Below are 6,077 nucleotides of genomic sequence, written 5' to 3'. Positions count from 1 at the left end.
TTTTTTTAATTCCGAAATATTTATATTATTTTATCTCATCAAACTCCTTAAATCATTTATTTTAAGCCATTAACAAGGCTTGCCTGTAAATTTTTTTATATTTGCTTTATTATTTAACTCAAACATTTTCGTGTCTCCAAAAATTTGTTAAACTCAGCCGCTACACTAGCTGTACCTCTGCGTGTACATATTAACGGTATATCTTGCTTTTTAGCAGATTTTTTAAAATGACTCATAGAATTATGTTTTAAAAAATCTGTTAGCATAATAATAGCATCTGTATTGGCAGGGATTTTTTTATGTGAAGTAGAATTTTTTCTTGAATCCCAATGAGTTGTTTTTGTCGCACCAAGAGACTTTAGTAAATCTGTTATATTTGTTACCTTGTCTCCACCAATAAGTAAAATCGACATTTGTACTCCTTTTTGATAATTGTTATTAAAATACTACTGCAAAAAAGCTTAAAGCAATATTATATTGATAATTATTATCATATTTGAAAACTATTGTTTATTTTAACTGTATGAAAAGAAAAATATTTTGATAAATTTATATTATGTAATTAGGATAATTGGGGGATGAAGTATTTGAAATCTAAATCAAATACTTCAAAAAAGGATTTAAAAGTCTAAAAATTATTTAGTTTTTCTAGAGTTTCTTTTTCTTTCATTTTCAGTTAAAGCTCTTTTACGAATTCTTATAGATTTTGGAGTAACTTCAAGAAGCTCATCATCTTCAATCCACTCTAACGCACGCTCTAGTGACATATCACGCGGTGGTATAAGTTTGATAGCTTCATCAGCACCAGAAGAGCGAACGTTTGACTGTGCTTTACCCTTAATAGGGTTAACAACTAAATCATTTGAGCGAGAATGCTCACCGATAATCATACCTTCATAAACCTTAGTCTGAACACCAATAAAAAGAACACCTCTATCTTGGATACTAAATAGTGAAAATGCTAAAGTCTCGCCAGGAACCATTGATACTAAAGCACCGTAACTTCTTGACTCAACACCACCTGTATAAGGACGAAATTCTAAGAAAGAATGATTCATAACACCCTCACCTTTAGTATCAGTTAAAAACTGTCCTCTAAAACCGATAAGAGCACGAGCAGGAATCTCAAACTCTATTCTCTGAAAGCCTTGACCCATTGGTAACATTGATTTCATTTCCGCTTTTCTCTTTCCAAGACGCTCAATAACGGTTCCGCTCAACTCTTCAGGAACATCAATTACTAGATGCTCAAATGGTTCACACTTAACACCTTCAATCTCTTTAACGATAACTTCAGGACGAGAGATTCCAAACTCAAAATCTTCTCTACGCATATTTTCTGCAAGAATAGTAATTTGAAGTTCTCCACGACCAGAAACTTTAAACTTACCTTCTCCAACAACGTCAAGTTTCATTGCAACATTTGTTGTCATTTCAGCTTCAAGACGAGCACGAAGTTTATTTGAAGTAACATGTTTACCTTCTTGACCAGCAAGAGGAGAGTCATTCACAGAAAATACAACTGTTAAAGTCGGCTCTTCTATATGCATAGGATCTAACGGCATAGGGTTCTCAGTATCACAAACTGTATCTCCAACATCAACTGTTTCCATACCAGCAAAAGCGACAATATCACCAGCTTCAGCTCTCTCTATCTCCATACGATTAAGACCCATAAAACCAATAAGTTTAGAAATCTTACCTTTTACTAATTCTCCATCAGCTTTTGCAAGCATGATATTATCACCCTTATTTACAACACCGTTAAAGATTCTAGATATTCCGATTTTTCCAACATAATTATCATAATCAAGTGTAAATACTTGAGCTTGTAAATGATTGTCAGCCGAACCTTCTGGCTCTGGAACATCATTTATAATTGCATCAAAAATACACTCAAAATTTCCATCAGGATCGCCCATATCAAGTTTAGCTATTCCATCTCTTGCTGCTGCATAGATAATAGGAAAATCTTGTTGATCATCAGTTGCACCCATTGCTGCAAACAGGTCAAACATTTCATCTACAACTCTATCGCAATCTGCAGAAGGTTTATCTATCTTGTTAATAACAACAATTGGTTTTTTACCAAGTGCTAACATCTTTTTAACAACAAATTTAGTTTGAGGCATAACACCCTCATAAGCATCAACAAGAACTAAAACACCGTCAACCATCTTAAGTACGCGTTCAACTTCTCCACCAAAGTCAGCGTGACCAGGAGTGTCAATAATGTTAATTTTGTAACCTTTATAACGAATAGCCGTGTTTTTAGAAAGAATCGTAATTCCTCTTTCGCGTTCTAAATCGTTTGAGTCCATTGCTCTTTCATCATGGTGTTCATGCTCGCCAAATGTACCAGACTGTTCTAGTAATCCATCAACCAGTGTTGTTTTACCATGGTCAACATGTGCTATAACTGCAATATTTCTTATTTTTTGCATAAGGGTTTCCTTTTAAGTTTATGGGAAATTTTTCGCGATTATAGCTAAATATATATCAAAATATGCTAAAAATAATGATATATCTTTTATTATAGACTAAATACATGATAAAATACACACACTAAATATATACAATAGAGTTGAAAAATGATTAAATATCCTAATGATTTAAATATTATATTTGACAGACTACGAGAGCATAATGCTACAATTATTATTGTCGGTGGATATATTCGAGATTTTTTACTAGATGCCAACATTCAAGATTCAAAAGATATAGATATTGAAATTTACAATATATCTTCATATGAAAAATTGCAAAATATTTTAAAAGAATTTGGTGAAGTGAACAATGTCGGTAAAAGTTTTGGTGTTTGTAAGCTTTGCCTAGAAACATTAGACTTAGATTTCACCTTGCCAAGAATAGACTCAAAAATAGCATCTGGACATAAAGGTTTTGATGTTAAGGTTTTGAAAGATTTAAATTTCAAAGAGGCCTCAAAACGAAGAGACTTTACAATAAATGCAATTGGTTATAATATTGCAACAAAAGAGATACTTGACCCACATAATGGTATAGCCGATTTAAAGAAAAAAAATCTAAAAATGGTAGATGCAAAAACTTTTGTCCAAGACCCACTTAGAGTTTTAAGAGCGATACAATTTTGTGCTAGATTTGAGTTAAAAATGGATAAAGAACTTTTTTTACAATGCTCAAAGATGATAAAACAAGATATGCTTTTAGAGTTACCAAAAGAGAGAGTTTATGGAGAAATAAAAAAACTTTTACTTAAATCTAATAAGCCATCTATCGGTTTTGAACTTTTAAATGAACTTCAAGCCTTAGAATATTTTTCAAAAATTTCTTTTAATTTTTTATCCCTCGATGCTCTTGCAAAAGAAAATATTACTAAAATAAAAACAAAAGAAATCTTAATGTTAGCCTTGATTTGTTATAAGCTAAACCAGGAGCAAACACAAGACTTTATATCTAATCTTAGCAATGAAAAAGAGTTAGCATTTAGAGTAACTACATTAGTTGTTAATTTGCCTATAGCTCTTAAGCTGTCAAAAAAAGATTTTAGTGATTATGAGTTATATAAACTTGCAACTCATATAAATATAGAAGAAATAAACATACTTTTAAAAGTTATTTATGGAGTTGATAAGAAAATTTTTATGCGAGCAAAAGAGTTAAATATTTTAAACCATAAGCTTCCAAATATTATAAAAGGGAGGGATTTAATTGTTCTAGGACTAAAAGAATCTAAAAATTTTAAGACTATTCTAGATGCAGCTTATGAAGCACAGATGCACAATGAGTTTAACTCTCATGAGAATGCTAAAGAGTGGCTACTCGCCAATTACATTAGACTTTCTGTTTAGTTCAGCTCTTAGATTTATGCCGTCTACCGCTTGTCCAAGAGCTTTATTAAATCTTGAACCATAAATTTGCTTATGCTTTTTATCATAATCATTAATTATTTCTTTATATATTTTTATAAATTCACCTACTTGTTCTATCGCTAAAACAGTAATTTTTTTATTGACTAAAAGAGTTAAAACTAATTCAAAACCTTTTTTTATTTTAGTGTCCATATCGCTTGCATCTATATAGCGTTTTGATGTTTTTTCATCAACTTTTATTAGCTTTTTCATTATTTCGCTCAAACCTACTTCATCAACAGATAAGTCTGGTATTCTATTGTTTATATAAGCTTTCATATCTGTTAAATTCATTTTAGATATCTTTTGGACTAACTCACTATGCACCTTGTCTTCACTTTTTTTACCTTTAATCTTACCTAGTATATTTCCAAACATTTATTTATCCTTTAAACTAATTTAGAACTATCTACCTCTATAACAGTGTGTACGTTTCCTCTTGGGTTATAATCAGCCACAATTTTCATATATTTAGGTTTTAACTTTTTATCTAAAACTTCATATATTTCATTTGCTGAATTTTCATGACTTACATGTTTATCTCTAAAAGAATTTATATATAGCTTCATTGCCTTAAGCTCAACAACCCATTTGTCTGGCGTGTACTCCAGATAAATCGTAGCATAATCAGGATAGCCACTTCTTGGACAAAGACAAGAAAATTCTGGTAGTGTCATTTTTATAAGATAGTTTCTTTCATGCTCATTTGGCCATATTTCTAAATCTTTTTCAATGTCAAACTCATTAACTATTTTTTCGCCATATTTCATATTATTTCTCGCTTTCATATTTTTTTATCATTGGTGCTAAATACATTCCCTGAGTATAGTCAATTTTTAAATCTTTTACTATCTCGTTAATATCTTGAGTTTCTATCATCTTAACCCAAGTTTTTATACCTCTTTCTTGTGCCATAAGACTAAAACCTTCTATGGTGCTTCTATTTTTTATACTTTTTATATCCTTAGTATAAAATGAGTCAAATCTTACTATATCAATGTCTAAGTCTCTCAGGTATATAAAACTAGAATGAATTGCTCCTAGTCTATCTATGGCTATTTTAACCCCTAGTTCTCTAAAAGAATTTAAAGTTTTGTTATATTTAAAAGTTTGTGAATAGTAGTGTGACTCATTTAGTAAAAATATGATTTTATCTTTAACTTTTTTATTTGAGATAATTAACTCTTTCGCCTTATATACAAACTTTTGGTTTCTGAGTGATGTTGGAGATATATTTATGGCAAGAACTTTATCATTATTTTCTTTGTATCTTACTATGTTTTCTTCTAGTATCATAAAATCAAAGTCTGCCATCAAGCCTAATTTATCAAATATTTTCATATATGTTTTTTGATGAATAATTTTTTCATCTGATGTCTTTAACTTTACAAAACACTCTTGTATATTACTATTGTTATTTTCAAAAATATTCTGGCTCATTACAATAAAAGAGCGGTTTTTAAGAGCTGCTATAACAAAAGACTCTAGTTTATTTGGGTCTATCTCTTGAGTGTTTTCTTTTATAATTTTTTGCTCTTTATTTGCTGCTTGTAGTTCAAAAAGATTCTCAATTAGATAATCTAATTGTCTTGAATAAAGAGTATCTGTCATTGAAACACTTATCTTAACCTCTATATCATCAACCATAAAATCATCACTTTTAAGACAAAACAACTCTAGCATCGTAAAATGTTTTGAACTTTTATGTCTAAGTCCTATAACAAAATCTCCACCTTTTATATGTCCCATCGGAAAATTATCTAAACCTTTTTCTTTAAAATAATTCCCTATCCATCTTGCTGTGATATTTAGAACTTTATCTCCATTTTTAATACCATATTTGTCATTTATATCATGAAGATTATCAATGCTAATAAGTAAAAGAGTGTAATTGTCATTTTTTTTAATCTCTTTTTTTAGATATTTAAAGAGGTATTCTTTTGTGAATGTTTTTGTAACTAATTCGGTTATTCTAACATCAAAACTATTATAAATTATATAAAAAATAAAATAGATATTAAACGCTATAAGAAGAATAAACTCTATTAAATAAACTGGATTTAAGCTTTGATCGTTTGATAAAAAAGTAGTGGTAACAAGGAGCATAACTAAACCAAAAATGGGAAGACCCATTCTTAGTGCTAGTTTAAAGCGATATTCTCTTTCTTTTGTTTGAGGGAGTAGCAT

The 6,077-nt window shown here is 29.9% G+C and carries 6 protein-coding genes; 1 reads left to right on the top strand and 5 read right to left on the bottom strand.

Annotation, left to right across the window (positions count from 1 at the left end; genetic code table 11):
* Positions 1-113: 113 nt before the first annotated feature.
* Entirely contained in the window at positions 114-413 is a 300-nt protein-coding gene (locus MOV42_RS13950; protein WP_324171771.1) for a DUF2325 domain-containing protein, read from the bottom strand.
* A 222-nt stretch (positions 414-635) separates the two neighbouring features.
* The gene (gene typA / locus MOV42_RS13945; RefSeq protein WP_324171770.1) at positions 636-2,444 is read right to left on the bottom strand and encodes a translational GTPase TypA; all 1,809 of its coding nucleotides are present in this window, start codon (positions 2,442-2,444) and stop codon (positions 636-638) included.
* Between the two features lie 147 nt (positions 2,445-2,591).
* On the opposite strand from typA, the gene MOV42_RS13940 reads away from it, so the two are divergent.
* Positions 2,592-3,830: a nucleotidyltransferase domain-containing protein gene (locus MOV42_RS13940; RefSeq protein WP_324171769.1), complete on the top strand. Its 1,239-nt coding sequence runs from the start codon at positions 2,592-2,594 to the stop codon at positions 3,828-3,830.
* Here MOV42_RS13940 and MOV42_RS13935 read toward each other — a convergent pair.
* From MOV42_RS13935 to MOV42_RS13925, 3 genes are read right to left on the bottom strand one after another with little or no spacing between them, the layout of a single operon-like run.
* Positions 3,798-4,268, bottom strand: a complete 471-nt coding sequence (locus MOV42_RS13935) for a hypothetical protein (RefSeq protein WP_324171768.1) — start codon at positions 4,266-4,268, stop codon at positions 3,798-3,800. The two genes, MOV42_RS13940 and MOV42_RS13935, sit on opposite strands and share 33 nt — an antisense overlap.
* Positions 4,269-4,279: 11 nt before the next feature.
* Positions 4,280-4,660, bottom strand: a complete 381-nt coding sequence (queF, locus tag MOV42_RS13930) for a preQ(1) synthase (RefSeq protein WP_324171767.1) — start codon at positions 4,658-4,660, stop codon at positions 4,280-4,282.
* A 1-nt stretch (position 4,661) separates the two neighbouring features.
* A complete protein-coding gene (locus MOV42_RS13925) occupies positions 4,662-6,077 on the bottom strand; it encodes a GGDEF domain-containing protein (RefSeq protein ID WP_324171766.1) in 1,416 nt (471 codons plus the stop codon).

Source organism: Sulfurimonas sp. (assembly GCF_029027405.1).
GTDB lineage: Bacteria > Campylobacterota > Campylobacteria > Campylobacterales > Sulfurimonadaceae > Sulfurimonas.
This window is presented reverse-complemented; position numbering and strand designations above follow the sequence as displayed.